Annotated in this window: 9 protein-coding genes; 2 read left to right on the top strand and 7 right to left on the bottom strand. The window is 48.2% G+C overall.

Translation table 11 applies throughout. The features are described from left to right. Positions 1-21: 21 nt before the first annotated feature. The 7 genes from STSP2_RS09360 to STSP2_RS09330 form a co-directional block, all read right to left on the bottom strand. Entirely contained in the window at positions 22-3723 is a 3702-nt protein-coding gene (locus STSP2_RS09360) for a glycoside hydrolase family 38 N-terminal domain-containing protein (protein WP_146662062.1), read from the bottom strand. Between the two features lie 14 nt (positions 3724-3737). Next, positions 3738-6971: a glycoside hydrolase family 38 N-terminal domain-containing protein gene (locus STSP2_RS09355; RefSeq protein WP_169853110.1), complete on the bottom strand. Its 3234-nt coding sequence runs from the start codon at positions 6969-6971 to the stop codon at positions 3738-3740. Positions 6972-7248: 277 nt separating this feature from the next. Next, positions 7249-11505, bottom strand: a complete 4257-nt coding sequence (locus STSP2_RS09350) for a discoidin domain-containing protein (protein ID WP_146662058.1) — start codon at positions 11503-11505, stop codon at positions 7249-7251. 204 nt (positions 11506-11709) lie between these two features. Next, the gene (locus STSP2_RS09345) at positions 11710-12993 is read right to left on the bottom strand and encodes an AGE family epimerase/isomerase (RefSeq protein WP_146662056.1); all 1284 of its coding nucleotides are present in this window, start codon (positions 12991-12993) and stop codon (positions 11710-11712) included. Between the two features lie 13 nt (positions 12994-13006). Next, positions 13007-14035 (bottom strand): uroporphyrinogen decarboxylase family protein, encoded by a 1029-nt coding sequence (locus tag STSP2_RS09340; protein ID WP_169853109.1) that lies wholly within the window; start codon positions 14033-14035, stop codon positions 13007-13009. Positions 14036-14245: 210 nt separating this feature from the next. Further along, on the bottom strand, positions 14246-17614 hold the full coding sequence (locus STSP2_RS09335; RefSeq protein ID WP_146662052.1) for a glycoside hydrolase family 38 N-terminal domain-containing protein: 3369 nt from the start codon (positions 17612-17614) through the stop codon (positions 14246-14248). Between the two features lie 184 nt (positions 17615-17798). Next, positions 17799-18968 carry a substrate-binding domain-containing protein gene (locus STSP2_RS09330; protein WP_146662050.1) on the bottom strand — a complete coding sequence of 390 codons (1170 nt, stop codon included), beginning with the start codon at positions 18966-18968 and terminating at the stop codon, positions 17799-17801. Positions 18969-19536: 568 nt separating this feature from the next. Between STSP2_RS09330 and STSP2_RS09325 the strand changes: the two genes are divergently transcribed. Continuing rightward, on the top strand, positions 19537-20715 hold the full coding sequence (locus STSP2_RS09325) for a substrate-binding domain-containing protein (RefSeq protein ID WP_146662048.1): 1179 nt from the start codon (positions 19537-19539) through the stop codon (positions 20713-20715). Between the two features lie 347 nt (positions 20716-21062). Continuing rightward, positions 21063-23135 carry a LamG-like jellyroll fold domain-containing protein gene (locus STSP2_RS09320; protein ID WP_146662046.1) on the top strand — a complete coding sequence of 691 codons (2073 nt, stop codon included), beginning with the start codon at positions 21063-21065 and terminating at the stop codon, positions 23133-23135. Positions 23136-23173 lie beyond the last annotated feature (38 nt).

The following is a 23173-nucleotide window of genomic DNA, read 5'->3' as shown; positions in this document are numbered from 1 at the left end:
GCGTTTATTTCAGGGCCGTTCTCAGGCTAGCGATATTACAGCATATAGCAGAAAAATGTTTTTTTTCGCCAGGCAATTGGTGTACGGCTTTTTTAGATTTAATCGACGCATTCGCTTGCTGGGCCACAGGCGGGTCACGGTACATTCCTGTAAACGCAATGTCACTATTTCAAGCGGGTCCATGCTGAAAGAATTGGTTATCTCGGACTTCGTGTCCTCATAGGGACTGCTGAGCCAGATGGCGGAGCCTTCGCCGCCGCCCGGCCAGGCAACCGTCGTCTCAACGGCAGCGTCCGGGTTCGAGTTGAACAGTCGCACCATCAGAGCCGTACCGTCACGACTGGGCTCAACAGTGCTGACTACGACTCCTTTACCTTGAACATTGATCTTCGGGTCATTCGCTTTCTGGGATGGATCTACAGGAACAGCGATCAAGGGCTGATGCAAACTACGTCCAAAATGCTCAGCCTGTACGGGATCGTAACCGCCCACATGCGGAGCAATCGCATACCTGAAAGTCATAACCCCTTTTTGGTCCGCCTTGTAGTTCGTTTCCCAGTGATTGTTCATGACCCACGAATGAAATGCCTGACCTGGCTCGATATAAGTGCGATACGCAGCCGAACCATGCCAGCCTGATCCGAATTTTATCGGATTGAATTGGACCATAGGCGCATCCAGACTCGACCAGGTTACTCCGTAGGCATCGTTTGAAATATCTACCCATCGGCGTGTTGGGAAGAAGTTTTTGTTGGCGCCTTCTATCTGATCAACTTCCGGCTGCATAATTGCCCATTGCAGATCGATCTTCATGTCACCTTCGGGGACATTAAAAGCAAAGCCGAAAGAAACGCTCTCGGGATTACGTTCCTTTAGCTTATCGACAGTATTGCTGATGAAGATCTGATCCGCGCCGTCGACAAGCCGTACAACACGATTAAGATAGCGGCAACCGGGAGCATCGCTGTGAAGCCTTACAGTCGACACGAGAGGCCCTTCGTCAAGCACTGTCATAGTAACCGGCCCTGCTATTCGCTTATGCCCCCTGGCCGCATCGCGTCCCAGGATGTAAAGATAATCGTTGATTCCTTCACCAATGCTCGTATCAACAAGATCGGCCGAGATGCCTTGGCGAGTTAAAGATGTGATCGCACCGTTGTTGGTATCGAACTCTGCGGTGATAATCCCGTTAGTTATCGTGTTGCCCGAAACACCGGCGCTGCCCGTACCGCTCGAGCTGCCGGGATGAACAGTGTATATTTTCGAACCCAACCCCGGCACATCAGTTGCGATGAAAGCAAGTTCACCTGTACTAAGTCTCTGGGAAGGCACAGCTGCTCCTGCCCCATCTTTGACCATATTGCCGGCAGCCGAGTCCTCCGCACTGACAAGCACCAGCTCGGTTCTGGGCCAGTTAAGCGTATTGAACACCTGCACTGTGTTCGTGCCGCTTTTCCTGATATGATCGACGGCCCGGTCCATTAACTGATCTGTGAATTTCTGAGCATCAAGAGCAAACTGCTGTTTGTACTCGGCCTGCTGAATCGCAAAATCGCTGTCCGGAGCGGATATGCTGTTGTGGGCTCCCCAAGTGTGTTCATCATACATGATCATTTTGTTCCATGCCAAGTCGAAATCTTCGTGCGGAAAGTCTCCGGAGCCAAACATGGACCATAAAGTCTGAGCCTGAACGAGCTTTTCACCAGCCCGGCGGTTTATTTTTGTATCAGCTGCAGTCGAAGCACAGCCGTCTTCCCAGTAAGGCGTGAAGTCCTTCTGCCTGACTGGTATCTGGTCTGCGTATCTGGCTTCAAATTCCGCCATCATTTCGCTGTTCTTTGAAAGGATCAGCTTGGGGAATGCGTATTTCGTGTTCCACTGCGCAACACATTCGGTCAGAGCCGGATTGGGCGGTCCGTTATCTGCACCTATTGCGTAGCGGATATTCACCATGTCGTATGGATACCCTTGCATCTCAAGATCGCTGAGATAGGCCAGTATTTTGCCTTCTTCACTGGTAATACAGTGTCCTGTTGGATTGCCGTGAAACCATCCGTAACCTTTACCGGCCATCCAGAACAATATGCGGTGCTTACCAGAAGGAGAAACCCAGTAGAAAGGCCTGTCGCCCCATGTGAAAGTGTGCCCCAGGCGGTGTCCCGAGTTGGGACCTACGCTCATGTATTTTACGCCCCAGTGGGCCAGAGCGCTGGTCAGTCCCCAGGTATATCCGGGCACATCTGTCTGCATCGCGGAGGTAATTTCAATTCCCGCCTCCTTCTCGAACCGCTTGGCTGCGGCCATCAGCTCAAACAGTTCCTCCTCAGAGTAGATGCCGGTCATTGCCTGAGCATACATCGCATCCATGTGCATGGTGCCGTCTTTTACCGCCTCGAAAAACCGCTGTTTATCCGTTTCAGACGCCCGGTTTTTCAAAAACTCCTCCACCGCCCACATGCCTTCCGGATGCCATTTGAAGAGCTCATCTTTCGGCCGTCCCTCAGATTCTGAGTCGTCTATATAGTCCAGGGCCTTGTAGAGATGGTCCACCTGCACGTTCATGACCTCCGGCTGAGTATGCGTATACCCAATATCCAGGTGGGTCTGATGTACCAGGTGTACTTTCCACTGACGCTCGGGAGCTATTGACGCCGTCTTTTCGACGTCACCCCGGCTGGTATGCAATCTAATCGTTACAGGTACAGGATTTTCGCTGTTGCTGTCAGGCATCGGGACAAGTACATCGACGGAACCGATCACATTTGCCTCAGCGTTCACATTACGTGTGAAAGTTGCTTCCGGGGTTACGATCTCTACCTGTGCAGGCTCGGCCAGTATGGCATCCACAAAGTCAATACGCAGTGAGCGGCTTACCCCGTCAGAATAGTGATACCAGAAAGGCTGGGGATCTATTTCAAAATCTTTCAAAGCAGGAACACTGTCCAACCCCTGGAGGACCACTGCATCGTAAAGCATCCATGAACCAGTGGTTGTGATCTTGATCAGATTTCCGCTCGCTTGAAGATCATCTGCCTGGATATACGCAGTATAGGTCTGAAAATCGCCCACGGAAGGATCCGTCAGAACCTGGTCTCCCGGTCCTACCGTTGTCTGAAACTGCCAGCTCTGACCATTAACGGAAAGATCGATCGAAGGCGGGTTGGCACAGTGAGACGCAACAAGGCATATATCCAACTGATAAACAGGATAGCTGTAACTCGCATCCGTATCAAATCTTATCAGAAAAGGATGCTGTTTGCTTTCGGCCCAAGAATCCGAAGTGGAAGGCTGAATATAAGGCCAGTCCGTCCCCGGCGAATCGGTGCTGATCATATAATCTGCATCGTAAGGAAACGTACTTGAATAAGCACTATAATTGCGGGCAATAGCTAGTTCGCTATAGTCATTGTCCGGAGTTCCAATCTGCCACAGTGTAACTGCTTGACCGGATACAAGCGACTGAAAGTATAGCACATAAACCAATACCGCAATTTTCTTCAAATTTACCTCTGCCATTTTCATGAAATCTCCATTTACGAGACAAAAAACAATCTGCACACCCACATCACGAGCCAACCATTTTCCTTTGATCGCATTCTCAGCAGCATACCCCGGCCCATAAATGCTGCTGGCGGTTGCGGATGCGTCCCATTTCACCTGAACAACATTGAACTCGTCAGCGTGAACGAGGCCTGCAAAACCGATAATCAGAAAACCAACCAAATTTCATTTTACTCCTACATTTCCAAATTTATTCTAAAACTTGCAGGCTGATAACGTCCAAGCTCAACATCAAATGAACCGTTTTCAACTACCATCGGATCACCTTCCGCCCGGCCACGCAAATCACAAGGCTGAACGGTCTGTGCGTTTAGACCTTTCGGCAGTTTGACCGTACATTTACCATCCTCGCCCGCCTGCTCCCACAGCCTCAGTATCATCCCGTCCCCGTCCGGGTTATCGCCAAATGCGGTCAGCATAACGCCCTTGTTCGACAGCTCAACGCCTTCGGCAATCACAGGCAGCTTGCCCTTTGTCCCGACTGCATAACCAGCCACCAGCGGCATACGAGCCTCAGCAGATGGTGTGATCAAGTCACGCTCACACTCATATTTATCGAAAGACCATATCCTTACACAGGACTTCCACGATCCGCCTATCCACTGCCGGTAATTCGTACCCCACATGTTGTTGTAAAGATTGACAAACACGTTTGGCTTTTCAGGAACGAAGTCCCTGGAGAAACGCCAAAGCCCCGGACTGTCCAGACTGACAAGCGGCGAATCCAGCGGACAGACACCCGCACCGACGCCATCTTTACGCAGAACAGCCATACCGCCGTTCAAGCAGCTAACGTCTTTATAGGTGTTGTCTACGATATCCGTTACAGGATCGATCATGCCCCCCAACCTTGCAAGACGGAAGCTTGGATTATCTATCTTGAACGGAAGCGATATCCAGCCCGCTTCGGGATATGCATTGAACTCCTTATCGTAGACTTGCCATTCTATATCTATGTACGGCCTGTCTTTGTACAGCGTCACGGAGACACCGTGTTTGTGCCTGATCTTATCACCCGGATCGGCGGCCATTTTTGCAGTCACGCGATTGCTATCTTTCTCGAGATCGAGTGTTGCGTCTGCCGTACTGCCCGAATAATACTTTATGTCCGGCAGGTCACGTTTACCCATATCGTTGTAGGCCCAGCCAGTATGTATCTTCAGATACTGGTCGAGAAAACGCTGGACTTCCTTTTTGCCGAAACGCTCATAGAGATACTGACCGAACCCGTACTCGCTGTCCTTGTCGACGAGCTCTTTGCCGGTTCGCTTGTCGATGATCGATAAAATACTTCCTGTCTCTGGCTTGAGCATGATCCTGTAGAAACTGTTCTCGATCAAATTGTTATTTTCATCAGCGATGAGTTCGCCTTCATCGACTGGAATATCGGATACCGTGTAAGTGCGGTATCCCATCGCAGGGACATCGCGAGCAATAAATCTGATTTGATTTTTCTCACCTGGTGTAACGGCTGTCAGCGAACCTGACTCGACATCTCTTAACGAGCGGCCCGTAAAACCGGGCGCATCAACCATCACCATACCATCTCTGGTCCAGGGCTGAGCATTGTACACCACGACACGCCCTCCGTCGATATTTATCGAAGCCGCCAGAGCCCGCAGGTCACGATCGAGGCTGCCCCGGGTGACCTTTTCGATTTTCAGAGCATGAGACCCCTTCTCGGCCCAGGATTCTTCATATCGAGCAAAACGCCCTTCTTCGAGTTCCTTCTCGAACTTTTCGCCGTAGCTCCGGTGCGGCTGCATATACGCGGTATTTATTGCCCAAGTATGTTCGGCATACCGCACACTGTCGTCATATGCCTTCCGAATCTCTGCGGCATTATCGGGCACATCAGCGCCCCAGCACCTTAACAGGGTATTGAGAGACTCAGCCGCCGATATCAAAGGCCTCGACCTTCTTGCAATACCTGTTTCCACAGGGCTGGTCATCTGGCCGTGTATCCAACTGTCCGGCATGTCACCGCGAACCACCGGCAGCTCAGGGTCCTCTGCAAGTATCGCCTCCGCGAAATCGTCCAGGGTTCCGAAACGAACATTTACATCGGTAGGCAGTTCCCGATCCGCTCTCTGAAGCAGATTCCTGACTTCGCTAACCGAAGGCGGACCGTGGTTATCTCCCGTCATGATCATCGCAAGCCATGTCTTATGCGGCCAGTCCTCAGGTGGTATCAGATCCGTTCCGTAATCCTTGCTGACGTACATCGTCAAAAGGCGTGAACCATCCGGCCCTTCCCACCAGTACATAAGTGGAACGTCAGGAGACTGACTGGCGGGATTGCAGCCGAGATGGAGAAATTTTATGCCAGCGTGCTTGCAGAGCGTAGGCAGTTCCCATGAGTGACTGGGCACATCCGTCATTTTTGCCGCGATCGGGAGGTCTATTCCTGTTTTGCGACAAAGACCGGATGAATAGTTCATGCCTCTGACTAGCCCCTCAAGCTCGCTGGACTCGGTGTGAAGAGTGTATGGTAATGCGTGGACGACAAAACGACCTTTTTCAAATGCGTCCCAGACTTTTCGTTTTCGTTCTTCGGTCTGACCGTCCCAGTCTTCAAGTATTTTCATCATTGGCCAACCAGCCACGGTCCAGACAAATTGCTGATCTTTCGGAAGTTCCTCACTGGCCTCAACGACGTCCAGAGCATGATCGATCATGCTTGTTCTGTAACGATGCACAACATTTCGCGCCAGGTCCGTAAAGCCGATATCAAAATGAGTTTTGAAAACAACTATCACTTCCTCAACATATGGATTCTGGCCGGCAAGCCTGGCTGGTTCCTGATGCATAATGGTCTTGTCCGAATGAATATCGATTTCCGTATAAAATGTATTGGTCCAGACCGGATTATTCTGCAGTGGCGATCGGGTGGGTTTGATGTCGAATAGAATATAGCGAAAGACACCCAAATCTTTTCGGTCGTCAGAAATACTCACACCGTAAATACCGCCCCAATCCTTGCCGGTAGTGTTTGGTCTGCTGTCAACCTCTGCGATCTTCACCCATTCGTTTGTCTTGCCGACTGCATCCGGATCGGCTGCCCTGCTGCCGTAAACCGAATAGACCTGCGGAGCTCGTGCCCCTTCATCACCCGCAAAATAATGATGTGAATATGTGTTGATCTCAGATATCGAGATGGCTTTGCCCAGATCAACAAGTATTTTGCCGCCCACAGCGTTATCGTTGGTTAAGAAAACGGTTTGATTTGCCTGCTCAGGCGAGGCCGAAATCACTCCGTTTATCAGCCATGAAACTTCTGAGCTGCCGGCATCCAGCTTGTTCTTTACCATGGACAGGTCTGCATCGCACGCAGCATCATTCTTGCAGGGCGGGGTAATATCCTTGAAAACATAGCCTCCGTTTGCGAGCTTCGTTTTCTCGATCTTCACGATCACATCTGCCCGACACACTGAAGCTATCACAAGTAAGCTCAGTATCAGAATTGATGAAATTTGCTTGACTGATCGATACATAAAATCCTTTCTTAAAGACTTGTCACCGCGACCGGCAGTCCATTGACAAAGATTATCACCTCGGGTCGGAGGTCTTACTGTTCTTGCTGATGGCAAACTGGTTGGCCACGACAAATACGTTGTTTTTAACGCTCTCACTCTCTTACGCCGCATATTTCCTCTTTTAGACTCGAATTTCAGAGCTAAGGTGAAATTACATTCCCACCAACCAATATCTTGCAAGAATACTAAAATCGAGTAAGTCTACAGTGCCGTCATTGTTAAGATCGGCAATTAAATCCGTAAGAGCACTTTCGGCCGGTTCTCCGCTGATGGTTGGGTCGTAATTAACGTCTGTCGTCAGGAGCACACGGTCCAGAGTCGCACCATCTTCCCGCATCCAGAGATCAAAATTATGCACGCCCGCTGTTTCAACCGCTATCTTTGGTCGTTCCCCGCTACCTTTTTGCGAAATCCAATTGAAACTGCCGCCTCGAAGTACACGCAGAGCCGATGAGGCACCGGAGCTTGCACAGACTCCGTCCAATCCATAATGTATACTGTCAGATGCTATATCAGCGGCCTTGGCTTTGACCCAAATATAATATTCGCCAGCCGTCTCGAAATCAATCCGGTAACGTAGCTGCGGCGAATACTGGTTTATCTGAGCATCGATACTGCGGGACTGATCGGGCAGGGCCTGCATAAAACCGTCCGAAGACTCATTTTCATCAAAAGGTACCCAGTCGCTGCCAGCCATAGAACCGCTGCCGGGAGTGTTCGTGGTGAAATGCTCGGCCTCCATTACCACATGTCCGGCTGATTCGGTATATGTCACTGCGTTCAGATATTCTGCGGCAAAAGTGTTCAGGTCGGACAAGTCAACATCGCCATCAAAATCAAAATCTGCAATGTAGTGCGTCTGACAACCGGTTGGCGTACCCGTGAAATGAACATTGCTCAAACCGATGAGATTTTGATCGCCCTCCGGGAAGTTCGGATTCGCGGCGGAGGCAATGATCAAGACATAACGCGCCAAAGTACCATCAAAGTTGATCACATCGGTCGGCGGTGTACCTTTACAACCGGTGGCACGATGTAAATGGGTCGTAGATTCGCCCCCGAACAGATTTGTATAATTCACACCATCAGTCGATGTTTTAACCAGTACCTCATTCATGCCACGAGCGGTAAAGCCATTTTGGTTGTAGTTCCAGATTACACACTCGTCAAGCACATAGACCTCTTTCAAGTCGAACTTGATCCACTCTGCACCTCCTTCATGAGTGCCAACGCCGGCCAAGGTACCATCTCCCAACCACATGTCAGTATAAGCATTGCTGTGCAGGGAACCTGAAAGGCCAGTACTGTTCACGGTGTTAGTCGCGAAAGCATGGTCGTATTCTGACGAGGCTGTGGCAGTCACACTTGAAATTGGGTCAGAAGAAAGATTCAGAGTTTTATAAAAAGCAATTTCGGCAATGCCTGTGTTTAAATCTGTGGACCTGGACTGTACGACATCATAACGCACATAGCGAGCCGTCTGAGGGCCAAAGCGATAGAGATTTGAATTTGTTCCACCGGTATTATAAAAGGTCATTGTTGTATCACCCGTGTCACCAAAGATCGTGTCGTCACTGAAGGTGAGACTGAACTCAAGTGTAGAGCCATTAGTGCGATCCTGAAAAAGGACTGAGTCCGTTATTACCTGCGAACCGAAATCAAAAGATATCCAAGCCTCGGAACCCTGGCCATTGCTGGACCAGTCTGATTGACTGTAATCGATCGAATTGCTGGGAGCATAACTGCCGCCAGGATATTCAGAGGAATAATCCTGTACCGTCGGATAAGGCACCTGTAAGCAAAGCGGTCCGCCGCCAAGACCAAAACGAGCCTCACTCAACCCGATCAGATCGCCGCCGTAATTGGGATTCGATGAAGCCGCGGTAATAACAACGTATTTGACCTGAACACCGCCAAAATCAAGCTGATCGGTTGGCGGAGTACCGTCAATGCTGGTCGCCCGCTTTAAGGTCGTGGTATTACCATCACCAAAAAGATTCGTATAATTAACCCCGTCAACGCTGTATTCAACATAAACCTCTGCCATTCCTCGGTCCGTCAGGGCCGGATATCCAGCAGATGCGTTTGCCTGATTATAATTCCACACCAGCATGTCGGTAAGGTTGTAAATGCGGTCAAACTCGAATTTAATCCACTCGGCGCCCAGTTCGGTGCCCGGATTGGGATTGCTGCTGCCGCCAAACGGGTTGGTCCCGACCCACATCGTCTCTCCATTAGGATTATTGTCATGCAACCATCCGCTTAAGCCGTTACCGTTTGTTGCATTTTGCGGAGAAGAAATTTCTGAAGAAGCTGCCGCAGTAATGCTAATGCCTGTAATCGATCTGGGCGATTCGGCTACACGACGATAAAAAGAAATCTCGGTGATCCCGGTGTTAATGTCGCCATCGTATTGTACCACATCATAGCGTACATAGCGTGCAGTCTGCGAGGCAATATTATAGAGTTTGCCCGCCATACCGCCTGAATTGAGAATAATCGTTGTATCTTCCGCGTCACCAAAAATGGCGTCATCACTGAAGGTCAGACTGAACTGAAGCGTCGACCCATCTGAACGGTCCTGAAACAGAACTGCATCAATTGTTACCGGTTTACCAAAGTCAAACGCAATCCATCCGTTATGACGGTCACCATTGGTGGCCCAGTCGAGTTGGGTATTATCGACAGCTTTGCCCGGAGCATAACCACCGCCAGGATATTCCGAAGAATAGCCTATCACTTCCGGTGCATCCAGTTGAACGACTAACGGTTGCTTCACGTCCAGGGACACCGTGCGATTTATGGTAAAATTATTGGCAGTATCAGTAAAGATTATCGTATCCTCGTGGTATCCTGGAGCCAGGCTTTTCGTCTCAGCATTCAATTTCACATTGACGTTAAACGAGGCATTACCGGAAAGAGTTCCGCCATAACTCGAAAGATCGTACCAGGTTGCATTATGTGACGCTACCCAGTTGAACGATGAGCCCAAATTATTGGTGAGCGTATAATTCCGGCTACTGGAACTGCCTTGTTCAAAATCGCTAACGGTATGGAAAGCGTCAGCCGGGGCCACTGAAAAACTTGGCCGATGATCCAGAACCACCACTCCTGTTGCCCTTTGGCCGCTACTGTCCTCTACTGTATAGAAAAATGAATCCGTACCCGATTTGAGGGACACCTCATAAACCAGACGTGCGTTTGAGCCGCTGCCCGTTTGTGTCACGGCAGCGCCTTTGGTGGACATATCCTCAAACGAATAAAGAGTCAACACATCCCCATTGACATCATGATCGTTACACATCACATCGATCACCACAGAAGTTGTGCCAGGAAATATCTCGATGGCATCAAGACTGGGGTATGGAGGAATATTGACTGTGTCGAAAGTTCCGACATTAGTTTCGTATCCCGAACCAATTAAATTTAAGTCTCGGTGATTCAGAATGTCCTGAATCCCCGGGCCGCACCACCAGGCATAAGCATTGCCGCAATTGATAGTCTGACCTTCCGGACTCCCAGCTTCATAATCGTTAACACCCCAGTTATGACCCAACTCATGACGAGCTATTCCATATGACAAGTTCCCTTCGTATATGCCATTCACATTAAACGCGCCATTCATATAAGCCACACCTCCGCCGATATTCGGAGTACATAAAGAGATTTTAAAGCAATAGTCCATCGCATCAGACTGGTTTGTTTGCCACTCGTTTGAAAGTGGGCTTATAAGCGCGGTTCCACCGATGCCGTGATAGGGACAATGCGATTGCGATGCACGAATAATAACACGCTCAACCATCGGTTTAAGTAACACGTTTTGCATGAAATTCGCTGCCAGGCAGACATTCATAAATTCTATCCGCTCCACCGCATAGGCAGTGTTCGAACCGTATTTATGGACATAGCCATCATTATCGACGTCATAACCAATGCCCCACTCATACATTGTCGTTCCGCCATGGCCCGGCGTAACAGTCGGTTGAGTTGGCATTTTGAACGTCGTCCCACTGTTCCATCCTCTTGCATAGATTGCGGTGTCACCTTCAAATATGGTAAACGTTCCACGATACCCAAAAACACCCGACAACAGAACACCGTCAGAACGCAAATAACCAACTGCAACGGCTGCCGGGTCCTCGTCCACGGTACCGATGAACGTCCGCACCTCACCCGGATCAAAGGTATCATAACCACCAGTTTCATTCTGAACCAGCACCTCAAAATGCGGGCCCCGGAAATTCATCTTTGTCAGCCGCAGAGTAAATTGTCCATTGACAATGCGTGTTAAATTCATCGGAACGGCAGCACAAACCGTTGCTCCCGTTACAAGAACAGATGTTACTATCACCATTTTAAAAAAATGTAGTTCAGTTATCATCTGACCACTTTTGCTAGTGATGCACATAACATCTCCTTGATACTGGCGTCAACTACGTTATTTGATGCTTTTACAGCCAGATGCCTATTTAAACTCAGATCTGCTTTGGGCTCTTTTCTCGTTCGGCGGCCTGTGAAATCGGCCATAACTACAATTGCTAATTTAAGTCTTGCCAAAGCGATAGAAATGTTCGCCGGCAAGGCAAAACCAGCCCTGAAACAGTATCGATTTTTATACGGAAATATTTTTAACTGTTTCCTCAACACTTTCCAGAGTCGCATCGATCCTGCTCACCATCTCCAAACATGCCCTGCTGTTGTGATAAGGGCATTTCCATAGATCCGCCTTGCGATCATTACGGTAATAGGGTGAAGGATCATCAACTGGTTCTTCCAAAAACGGCTTGCCTAAACGATTTACTTTTGTAAACCATTCGCCATACTCATGATCAATTACGTACTTATCAATAAATGACCACGAGAGCTTTACATTCTCCCAGTAATGCTCATCACCTGTTAACTGATAAGCATTCATAAACCCGACCAGCGCTTCTGCCTGAATCCACCAATGCATATTTGTCCGGACATGACTGCCGTATCGGTAACTCTCAAGAAACATCCCGCCCTCGACATCCAGACCGACACGCTCAGTCGCCCGTGCCATTTTCGTTACAATCGAACGCCACTTATCTAATAATGACTCGTCTTGCAGAATCTCAACTGCCTCCCATAGCAACCAAGATCCCTCAATATCATGACCAAATGATATGATCCCATTAGATTTTGAGCTTTCCGACAAATCTTTCTCAAAGAAAATCCCAAAATGGCCATCTGGACGGATTATATAATCACTGAAGATCGTAAGCAACTCTCTAAGTCGCTCTCTCGGTACCGGATCGTTCCAGACCCTAACCACCGCTGCATAAGCCTCCAGAACGTGCAGGTGAGTATTCATAGATTTCGGTTCATTTCCATCAGCCATACGGTTTTCTTCAATGCATTCCCAATTACGAGTAAAACTTTCGAGATAACCTGGCCCATTCGGATCCTTTGTTTTGTTTTCAAGAAAATAAAAAAACGACTGAACTTTTTTCAAAACCTCACTTGAACCCGTTAGCCGGTAATACTCACAAAGAGAATACAGGGCAAATGCTTGAGCATAGGTGTGCTTAACCGTATTCAATGGGCGGTTCGCAGCATCAAGTTCCATGTAGAAACCACCATGGATTAAATCTTCAAAATGGCAAAGAATGGTTTCATAAGCTCGTTTTGCTAATTTGTGACATTGTTCATCATTCAGCAACCGGGCACACGCGGAATAAGTCCATAGAAGTCGTGTATTTAATACACATCCCTTTGGTGCAGTAAGATCCGGGCGGCCTTCTCTATCCAAAGCCCCAAAGAAGCCTCCATTGGTATCATCTACAATATGACTGTTCCAGAATTTTAAGATATTTCCCGTTAGTTCCTTTTCAAATATTTCACGGTACTTTTTAAACTGTTTAATAATTTCCATTCTGGTATATCTCCTATGATGATCTAACCGTCTTTACAAAAGCATCAATATTTTCGGCAGGCGTTTCCGGTGACAATACACAGCCTGAACATACAATCAGGCGAGGTGAATCGTTATAAATATTTAAAAGGTCGCGGACTTCTTGGGCGACACCATCAGGTCCCGCACTCAACAAAGCGCCCGCAGGATTCAGATTGCCGCTGATCGTAATACAATCTCCGCAAACCTGGTGCATTAGATTAACATCAGTTTTATAATCAATTTCAAGGGCATCCGCACCCGTTGCCACCATATCTTTTAGAATAGCGCTCGTGTCTCCGCAAATATGCAGCAAGTAATATTTATTGAGCTTATGAACTAAATCGATAATCTTTTTTTCATAAGGCATAGCATATTTGACATACATGTCAGGTGAAATCATATCCGGGCCTGCCGGGCTATCGCCATGAGACAGCAAGTGTGCGCCAGCGTCGGCCATTAGACGAACAAACTGCTCACAGGCTATGGTACAATAATCTAATAACTGAAAAACCTTCTCCTGGCTTTCAGGGTTCATCAGATCCATCATCCATTCGGTCATGCCCCGAAGCATACTAGCAACGGAAAACGGCAACTGGTCGCAGTTACCTCGAACCAGAATCTCATCCCCGAAATACTCCTTCAGCAACCGGCACGCTTCGACCCAGATCTGAACCCGCTCATCATTTGCTATATCAGGAGCAGGCAGATCAGCTACAGCATCTAAAGAAGTAAGATCAGGATGTGACCCTGTTGTGCGAGCAGTCTCATTCTCAGGCAAAACAACAGGGACACCGAGAGCCCCCGCAGTTGTACAGGTGTCAATGTCAAGAAAAACGCCGTCCAGTTTATATTTTTCAACGGCCTGAATATGTACCTGTGCGATTTTTTTAGGGTCGGAACGGTATTCCGCCATACTAATACCCGCTTCCCGACTTGCCATCATAAAGTTGTGAATCATCACCGGCCGTTGGTCGGGCCATTGGCCCTGCAAAACTTTCTCAATTCTTTCTTTACCGTTCAAAGAACCATCTCCTTCAGTTGTGATTTCTATAAAATTTGATAGAAGCTGTAACAAAACTGCTTCCTGTTTACCGGACCAGCAATGTTAAACTGGAACGCGAGCAAACTCTGTAATCGGCTTATACTTAGCATGACTAATTTACATTAGCATTTGTGTAGTTATTTAATAGCAGCATCCTTATCGCTGTCGGAAGATGCTTACCAGCCGTTTCTATTCTGGTAAAAACTTGAATGTTTCTATTGCATGATCTCCAATACGGCTCTCGAACATCTTCCCTGCTGCCGGAACAGGCGTTCCTTCTTCCTCAATGATGTTGGTATGTTCGGCCCCTGCAATCTCAAAGAAAGTGTTCAAAGTCATATTACTGTCTTTACCTTCGATGTCGTAAAGTCTGACAACCACGCTATCGTCATCGTCACATTTTTTGATCGTACTGACTTGAACATTAGGCGCAGAAACCGCAAAGAAGCTTTTCTCTTCCGGCAGATTTGCATTCGGCCTCGGTTTGGCAGCTACTACGTGCAAAGGTGTGTTTGCTGCAATGCCAAAACGATAACCGTTTTCCCAGCCAGCCTCATGCGACAGCACGGAAAATCGGTAATGATGATCTCCTTCTTGCAAGTACCAGGGACCGAGCCAGTGGCAGCTTTTTCTTGACGCAAGAAGAATCGGCTGCAGTATGGGATAATCTCCCGGATCATCTGTGGGATCCACCCAGTCGCAAACTGCAACAGAAGAGCTCATAGTCACGCCGAAATTCTGATCGTTGGCGGTTATGAAATTCTGCACCTCACGGGGACGTACATCTTTACACACCTGGGTATAATACCCGCCGCCGCCATGGCCTCCTGCTGCTCCTTCGATCTCATCCTTACCGACTTCCAGAACACCCATCGGCACTTCGTAGGCGACCTTACCGTCTTTCATATCGACCGGTAAAGCCATTCTGAATTCGCGCGATTTGGTACCATCCCAACCAAGCAGCGAAACCTCAAAATCAATCCGCTTAACCGGATTATAAAAGATGATCCTTTGCCGGACGGTGCAGTGACTGAACTTCTGTTCTGACTCATAAACTGTTTGAACCGGGCCGGACTCAGCCTCAATCAGCGTCCATTTTGATCCATGATTGCTGGACTTGTCAAAACCTTCCATCGTGGGCTGCTGAACTTCAGTGAATTCACCGGCACCATTACCAACGGACTGCATGGTAAACACTTCGCCAGCCAGGAACTTTTCGGACTGGAGAACGTCCCGCCCCAGCTCCTTGTCATAGATATTTTTAATACCGCCCGAACTTAGCTGTCCCTTATAGAATGCGTTTTCAAACGTGCCCTCAGATGCAACTGCGTCCGTCGCAAACTCTTCCTTTCCCACAGCGATATAGTAGGTGCTGTAGCCAAGCGAAGGGACATCTTCTGCCGCAAACATAATTTCACTCTTTCCATACTCATCGCACGGCAGCATCTGATGCGGCACACTCTTGCCGTCCGCATCAACAATACGAATATCCTCTGCCAGACCGTCTATCTTTGTCTTGACGATGTCACTGCGTTTCCATGACAAACTGTTGAATACGACAAGGGGCTTGCCCCTGGTCTCATCAGTCTTGACATGGGACGCTATTTTCCTTGTAGTCCGATCAAGTATCGCCTGCCCTTTGTCGCGAGCATATTCCAGCTTCTCCTTAAACAGTGCATCCGTGATCTTACCCTTGTTGCCGCCCCATCCATGGTCAGGGAAGCATGCAGCCTTCCATGCATCGAAGAACTCCTGCTCGGGGTAATCTTCGAAATCACCATCGAGCAGACACTCGATCGTGGAAAACATCTCCGCTGCAGGCAGAACCCTGCCCGCCGCCCGCCCGGCTGAAAGCGCCTTGTGATGCGCGGGACCATGAATGTATAGCCAGACATTGGGGCGTTCACCTGTAATTACTTTCAGATCCGGATTGTTCTTTGTAACCTTTTCGAAGAACTCGGTCGCACCTGAATATTTCATTTTAGCAGCAATTGACTCGTCGCCATTAGTCTCAAACCTATCTGCGGCCTGGTCATTAAACATCTGCATAATTTGGCTGAAATCAGTCGGCTCGGAAAAATCAACCGAGTTCAGAAGACAGTACTCAGGATCGATATTCCTTTTGTCAAAGTATTCCCCATCTTCTGTAAGTTGCTGGTTTATTCTTGAGATTGCCGTTTTAGAATCGGCGGTGAAGATTTTAAAATGATCGTCGCCGTAATGACCCGGTGAGAAAGCAATTACCCCTGTCCCATCAGGACTCAGCCACTCGTACAACCCTTTTTCATGCCTGCTGAACATCAGATACTTGATCCCGGCCTTATGCATAATCTGGGGCATTTGCATGGACCTGCCTGGGACATCAGGATTCCATGCAACCACAGCATCACAATCCGGGAAAGTCTTGCGGAACCATTTTCGCCCGAGATACATTCCCCTGATCATCTGCTCACCGGAAATGCTTGACTCGTACGGCTGGGTATAAGTCGCGCCCCATTCCAACTGACCGTTCTTTGTAAGCTTGTGCACCAGTTCTCTTCTCTCAGGATGATCTTCCAATTCATCCATAAGGTACATCATGGACTCGACGGTGAAACGATAGTCTTCATCTTTCTGCATCATTTCAAGAGCAGGAGTCATGTTATTTTCATCCCGCCACTCGCGGCAGAATTGCGGGCTATCCATCCAGGCGATATCCTGATGGCTGGAAGAAACAACGTGAATAGTTCCGCCGTTATCAAAGTAAGTTGGTACAGGCGGATTTATCTTCTGACTTGCAAGCACCTCTTCTGTGCCGGACTCATAGACGCCGACCAACTGCACTTCGCAAGGCGCTGCCTTTGCAGGAACATAAATATCGGTTGCCGCTCCCGTATTTACAGACAGATGGCCCAGATCCTTGCCATTAGAACGCAATTTAACAGTTGCAAACTCTTGAGCTGATGCGGGTCGGACGACTTCACATTCAGCTTTTACCAGAAAATCACCATTCTGCCTGCGAAATTTCCTTTCGGGGAAACTCATGCTGAGCATGTATTCGGTAATGTCTTTGGTGGAGGAATAGACTTCAATCTCGAAAACACGGCCGTATGTGTTGCCCTTCTGCTCTGCCTTTTGAATGAACAGACGAACAAAACGTGTCTTTACAGGATCGAATACATGTGTCGTAATATTGCTCTTGTTCCCCCGAACAGGCTCGATCAGATCAACCCACGGCCCCTGATCCGACTCCCCCTTCTGCAATCTGAATGCAGCCGTATTATATTTTTCACCTTCAGCGAGTACCCCTTCATGCCTTATCACTATCTTGTGCACCACCCGCTCTGTGCCCAGATCGACGCACAGCCAGTGAGGCCCGTCCCCGGCGGCTGAGTTCCATTTGTCCGTCTCTCGAGCTGACCATTTTCCATCAACCGCATTGTCAGCAGCATACCCCTGTCCATAAATACTGCTGGCGGTTGCGGATGCTCCCCATTTCGCCTGAGCAACATTAAACTCATCAGCGTGAACGACACCTGCAAAACCGATAATCAGAAAAAACAAAACCATACGATTCATTATTCACTCCTTGTTCAACTGTTACAAAACGGATTACAATTAATTTCAGGTTCAAGGTAAGATAACTTGGACCTGAACAAATACTAACGGTTCTGACTAGCGGTATTTGTCGCACTTGACAAAAAACTTCGAAGCACGTATGCCGCCCAGGTCGCTGATCAGAGCGTCCAGAAAAGTATAGTTGTTATTTTGAAGCTGGTCCGACACTGCTAGCACGCGCCACCAGTTCAACAGGAATGAGTTGTCGAACCGAGTTGCCGATGGTTCCAGTTAACTGCTCATATAAAACTTTTGCGGCTTGATATCCGATATGCTCCACAGAAGGAATTGGATGTACACTACTTAAAGGCACCTCCATTTTGGCAGCAAATGGCATATCGTTGCTTCCCACCAGAAAAACGTCTTTCCCTATTTCAAGCCCAAGCTCTTCGGCAGCGATATATACGCCGCGAGCGATAAAATCATTCCCTGCAAAGATACTGTACTTTTCTTCTTTTTGGGTCTGAAACAATCGCCGTGCCGCAAAAATACTGTATTCTAAACCAACATCAATTGTTCCGGCCAACTCGGACTCGTCAATGGCAAGATCAATAATGTATCTATCCAATGAGTTAAAATGATTGTATGATTGCATCGCGCTGCGCCAGCCCTTAAACCACTCTCTGGCACCGCTGGGCTTATCCACAAAAGCAAGATAGTAAACAGGCCGGTCATGCACTGCCAGCAAATGACTTGTCGCTTGAAAAGCGACTGAAAAGTGATCTACGCCCACATAACTTGCATTGACGTTCGGCAGGTCCCTATCTACGAACACAACCTTACGCCCTGCCTCGATTGTTTTTTGGACAGCACTTTCGTACCCCGAGACCTCAAAAGGCAGAATTAGCATGCCATCTACATCCTGCCCTGGGGAACTGATTGCGTTGATAAACCGCCGCTTCGAGTTGCCGACATCTATCGTCGTAAGTTCAAGGCCTTTTTCCAGTGCAAAACGACGGATTCCCGTAGAAGCCAGAGCATAATAGGGATCATCGAGATGGCATGAAACAAAGGTAACTGAAAGAGTCTTGCCTTGGTTATCCAACATCCTGTCAGAATCAGCCACAACACCCTTGCCTGCCTTAAAAGTAACTACCCCATCTTGCTCAAGCAGCTCATAAGCAGATTTGATCGTTCGATACGTAACATCCCATTGCTTCGACAGGTGGGCTATCGAGGGGAGTGCGTCTCCTGGCTTGAGGGATTTGTCCTCTATTCTGGAATTGACCTGAGAGCGTATTTGCTCATAAAGAGGAAGTGCTTTCTTAGGCCGCTTATCTAATTGAATTTTATCCAGACTTGAATTACTCACCATTTAAGGCTCCCAAATCGACCTCTAGCTTCACACCAATACTACAATATGACATACCCTTATTGCGCTTCATGTTATCATAGCAAGGGACATGGGTCAAGCTAAAATGCAATTTTCCTTAAACATCAAATGCTTTTATGTATTTTTATTGACATTTATTGCATCCTCACTCGAAACAATTCTGGATAGTAACCAGCACTACCCCTGACCAAGCCCTCTACCTTTAAACTAGCCAGCCAGACGGCCTGTCAAGTCCCCCAAAAGCTCATGCCAGCCGATAATACCGGCCTAATTCACAAATTCACGCCATGACCTCCAGGCCCACCCAGCACAGCCAGGATTACGTCAATTAAAATGCCCGCCCCGACACGGCCAGCGATGCAGTGCCCGATGCAGAAACAGGCCGAGATGGAGACTTTTCCATGCACTTTATTGATATTACACGGCAACTGAATTGCATTTTCCTTGACATATTATTGACTTTGCAGTATATTTCATATATTGAAGTTGCGGACATGACGGCATTTAGCAGTGGTAGATTCAGACAAATTAGCTGTAAGGGAATGAATGTATGAACAGGATCGCCAACATCCAACTGGATAAAAATCAGAACAAGTCGAACCCACTTTATCAGCAAATCCGTCGCGAAGTGCAAAAAAGAATTGACACCAACGAGATTTCCGCAGGCGATGTTTTTCCATCGATTACATTTCTTGCCAAAGAGTGGAATGTTGCTTACAGAACGATCAAATCCGCTTTCGAGCTGCTGGAGCAGGACGGAGTTGTTTCCTTACATAAAGGCAAGTGCATAGTTGCAAATGACGGCAGCGGCAATGGTATCTCCAGTCAGACGTTTGCAGTATCTTACATAACATGCCATCATGACGACCCGTATTACGCGATCGCCTCTTCAGGCATAAGACGCTTCATGCTGGAAAAGGGCATCGAATACGCCATGATGGATGTGGGTAATTCACGAAGAAGTTTTCTAGAAGCTATTGAGAATCCAGGCCCTGACATCGATGGCCTTCTGGTACTTCCTTTTGAGTTGCCGGGTTACGGAGAAGCTGTCCAGCGAGCGATAGATGCCGGCAAAAAGGTGGTTTTTCTTGATCGCGTACTGCCGGGCGTTGAGGCCAGCTCGGTTGAGTGCGATCATTTTTCAATAGCTTTTGACGCGACTACTCATTTACTGGAGCTCCATGGCCGTCCTGTATATTTCCTTGGCTTTGCGGACAAGCCCAGCGGAGCGCGAGACTGGTATAAAGGGTGGTCAAGGGGCATGCAAGCACACAATCATTTCGATCTAGAGCCATATTTTTTTGATTTTCTGGTAGGTGAGCAGGAGCTGGCAAGCACTCTTGATGTTGGGCTCGAATACAGTATCAAAGCAGCGACCAGGCTATTTAGTACGCGTAAAGACGATGTGTATTGCATCTTTTCCGGCAATGATTTTATTGCACGAGGTATTTATATTGCCGCGGAAAATTTCGGATTGCAGATAGGCAAGGATGTTTTCGTTGTCGGCAGTAATGACATGCCTTTCGCGGCCAAGATGCAAGTTCCGCTCAGCAGCGTAGGTACGGTACCTTCGGCTGAACAACTGGGTTATCAGGCAGCCAAGCTGCTGTATGAACATTTAACAGGTGCGAAAAAAAATCCTGTCCGGCAATTGTTGCCGGTGGAACTCAAGGCCCGCCAGAGCAGTCTGGGGGTGGGCATCAACAAAATCGCAAATTTCAGTTCCTGACAGCAACAGCCATAAGCGAGGACGGTGGAACTCAAGAGCCAGCTGCAATTTAGTTTTAAAATGACTTACATCCCGTTGGAGGTGCTGTCGCAGCAAATGCGAGCGACAGTTTCAAGGGATTTCGAACTTATACGCCAGACAGTAACAGGCACACAATTAAACGATACTTATGGAATAAAAGATAGGAGGTGATGATTTTTCGTGACAAGGGTTAAGCATTGAGACACTGGTGCTCAATGCGGGTGATGTGCAATTAGCTGCATTTTACGTAAGTCTTTGTGCCTGCAAAACTAAACTGGTTTAAGTTCGAAAACACTTTTATAGTAACTTACAGAAAGGAAACAAAAATGAGAATGTTATCTATTCGAATGTTTCTGTTGCTGGCAGTATTGCTGTCTGTGGCTGGATTCTCCCAGGGAGCCGAGCTGGTCCATAAGTGGAGTTTTGAGGGCAATACACTTGACACATCCGGCAGCGGCAACGATGGAACCGTCAACGGCGGCACAGCGTCGTATGTCTCCGGCCAGTTCGGCCAGGCGATTTCTTTGGATGCCGGTGTCTCAGTTGACGCCGCAGCCGGTACAACGGCCAATGTTCCGACACAGGCAACTGACAGTTGGTCGATGAATATGTGGCTGAATATTGACACTCCGCTTCCGAGTTTGGCTGCTTTGGCTGGTTTTAGTGCTCGAGAGGACTACTCCGGTAATGAGACAGAAGACGAAGGCGGAACCCGCAGAATCTTTAATGCTTTTGGTGGCAGTGGCGACAACGACATATATTTCTGGGGCTTGTCCTGGCTAAGTGAGCCCCCCATTTATGGCGATATTTCTTTTGCAGGTAATGAGTATGCTTCTGACAGTCAATGGCACATGTACACATTCACGTTTGATGGGACAACGTTGACGGGGTATGTGGACGGCACTGCAATAGGAACTGGAACTCCGGAGCTGGTGGATGCGCTTAATGATGCAGTCTTTGTCGGAGGTACTTCTCTTTGGGGTTCGACCTTTGCCGGCAGCTTCGATGAGTTTACGATTTGGAACGGTGCGCTCTCCGAAGGAGAAATTTCAGACCTGTATGACTATAATGCTTTTGTGACACCATCTGTAGTTTCACCTGGTGTCGGCGCGACCCTTGTCCCGGTTGAAACTACACTGGAATGGCTTGAGCCGGATACTTATGCTCCCCAGGATTACAAACTTTACGTGCGTGCTGATGATCCAAATTTTGTAGACTCGGCCAACAATCTTATCGATGGTGTAAGTGTTACGCCGGCAACCCCGACTACGACATATGCTTTGGCACTGGATTATGATACGACTTATTACTGGCGTGTAGATGCGACTGACGGCATTGACTGGTACACAGGCGGGCCATGGAACTTTAAGACTACCCCTCAAACACCGGTTGTAACAAAAGATCCTGATTCATTGGTTGTAGCAGCAGGCGAGACCGCCGTATTTGATATCGAGCAAGTCAACGGCACAAGTTTCAAGTGGTTCAAGAATGAAACGGAGCTTAGCGATGATGCCAAGTATTCCGGTACCGCAACAGCAACATTGACAGTTACTGATGTTCAGAAGGACAATGAAGGTGCATATTATTGCAAGATAATTAACAATGCATCTCCGGAAGGCGTGGATTCAAATGTTGCCGGTTTGTGGACAAAAAGGCAGATGGCGCATTGGGATTTTGATGATAATTTGACTGACACTGTTGATGGCTGGGTTGGTGAGTACTCTGATCCGAATAGCCCTGTGTATGACCCAAACAGTATAAGCGGTAAAAGCCTTAAGCTAGCCGGTGACAGTTCACATGTAAGCATTCCAGGCAGTGAAGATGTCTTTAATTACTATCCTCTGGGTCAGACGGTCAGTGTATGGGTTAATACAACATCTGATGACTCCTGGTATTCACCTATCGCCAAGTTTGATGATGCTGGTTGGGCTGTATATGTGACTGCCCAGCAAAGTACTGCCGCGAGATTTAGCTGGGGACCGACAACCATTTTGGATATCTTTGGCGGATCCAATATTGCTGATAGTAACTGGCATTTACTCGTTCACCAGTATGACCCCGAATCGCAGACACTCAAGCTCTTTGTTGACGGCGTGCTGGCAGCAGAGAGTGGTGTGATTACTCCACAACCAATAAATGTTCCGCTGACAATTGGAGCCGATACAACTGAGGGCACCTGGTCATGGAATGGCTTGATCGACGAGGTCAAGATATGGAACTATGCTCTGGATCCTTATCAGATCGCCCACATGTATACCGACGTAATGACAGACTCGCAGATCTGTGTGGAACCAGTCGGAGCCGGCGATATGGATGGTGACTGCGACGTAGATATTGATGACTTTGCGATATTTGCCGGTCAGTGGCTTGAATGCAATCGGGTCCCTGATTGTAAGTAGTTACGGTAATTGAAGCATCGCGGTTTTACTCGGGCCCG

This window comes from Anaerohalosphaera lusitana (assembly GCF_002007645.1).
Taxonomy (GTDB): domain Bacteria; phylum Planctomycetota; class Phycisphaerae; order Sedimentisphaerales; family Anaerohalosphaeraceae; genus Anaerohalosphaera; species Anaerohalosphaera lusitana.
This window is presented reverse-complemented; position numbering and strand designations above follow the sequence as displayed.